This window comes from Microbacterium gorillae, from assembly GCF_000826185.2.
GTDB classification, from domain to species: domain Bacteria; phylum Actinomycetota; class Actinomycetes; order Actinomycetales; family Microbacteriaceae; genus Microbacterium; species Microbacterium gorillae.
Genome location: NZ_LN648864.1, coordinates 1 through 1,077 on the forward strand (window position 1 = coordinate 1; position 1,077 = coordinate 1,077).

Below are 1,077 nucleotides of genomic sequence, written 5' to 3' on the forward strand. Positions count from 1 at the left end.
TCGAGGACGAAGCCCGGCGGGGACGGGTCGAGGCCTCCTCGGTGACGATTGCGGAACACGAGTCGGCGGGACGGTTGCGGCGCCGGATCGCGATGACCGCGGACGCCGCCCGCACCGACAGCATCGATGAACGTCACCAGGCCGCCCGTGCGGCCCGGTGTGTGGAAGTGCGGGACGGGGAGGACGGGATGAGCGATCTGTACGCCCATCTGCCCACTGTGGAGGCCCACGGCATCGCCGACCGCTTGCACGCCACCGCCCGTCGCATCAAAAACCGACCCAAGACATCCACCCCCACCAGCGGACCAGCCACCACTCCGGACACGGACACGGATACGGATACGGATACGGATCAGGACGCGTGTCGTGAGATCCCGCGGGATGAGCGGACGTTGGCGCAGATCCAAGCCGACGTGTTCGCCGATCTGCTGTTGACGGCCGACCCGACCGCCGCCGGCGACGGGCTCACCGGGATCCGCGCGCACGTGCAGGTGAACATCCCCGTCAGCATCCTCACCACCACCAGCTCCGACACCAGCATCGGGACCGGGGCGGAGGGTGGGGGTGCTCCTCCCACCGGTGGTCTGCCTGGTGTGGCGGAGTTGGTCGGGCATGGTCCGATCGACACCGAAACAGCCCGTGCCCTGGCGGGGAATGCTCCCGGGTGGGACCGCCTGTTCGTGAATCCGACGACGGGGCATGTTCTGGAGATCGACCGGTATCAGCCCTCCGCGGACCAACGACGGATCCTGCGGGTTCGGGATGAGCACTGCCGGTTCCCCGGATGCCGGTACCCCGCGACCCGCTCGGACGCTGACCACACCATCGACGCCGCCCTGGGTGGGCCGACCGCGATCAGCAACCTCGGCCACTTCTGCCGCCGACACCACACCCTCAAGCACCACACCAGGTGGAAAGCCGACAACCTCCCCGGCGGACTCATCCGCTGGACCAGCCCCCTCGGGGCGACCTACACCGACACACCACCCCGCACCGTCGTGTTCACCACCCCCGAGGGGGCTGGTCCAGCGGATGAGTCCGCCGGGAAGGTTGTCGGCTTTCCACCTGGTGTGGTGC

1 protein-coding gene is annotated in these 1,077 nt (G+C 68.8%); it reads left to right on the forward strand.

From position 1 onward, the window contains the following. Positions 1–41: 41 nt before the first annotated feature. Positions 42–1,077 (forward strand): HNH endonuclease signature motif containing protein (locus BN1193_RS00005; RefSeq protein WP_230206363.1); only part of this gene is annotated, 1,036 nt, incomplete at its 3' end.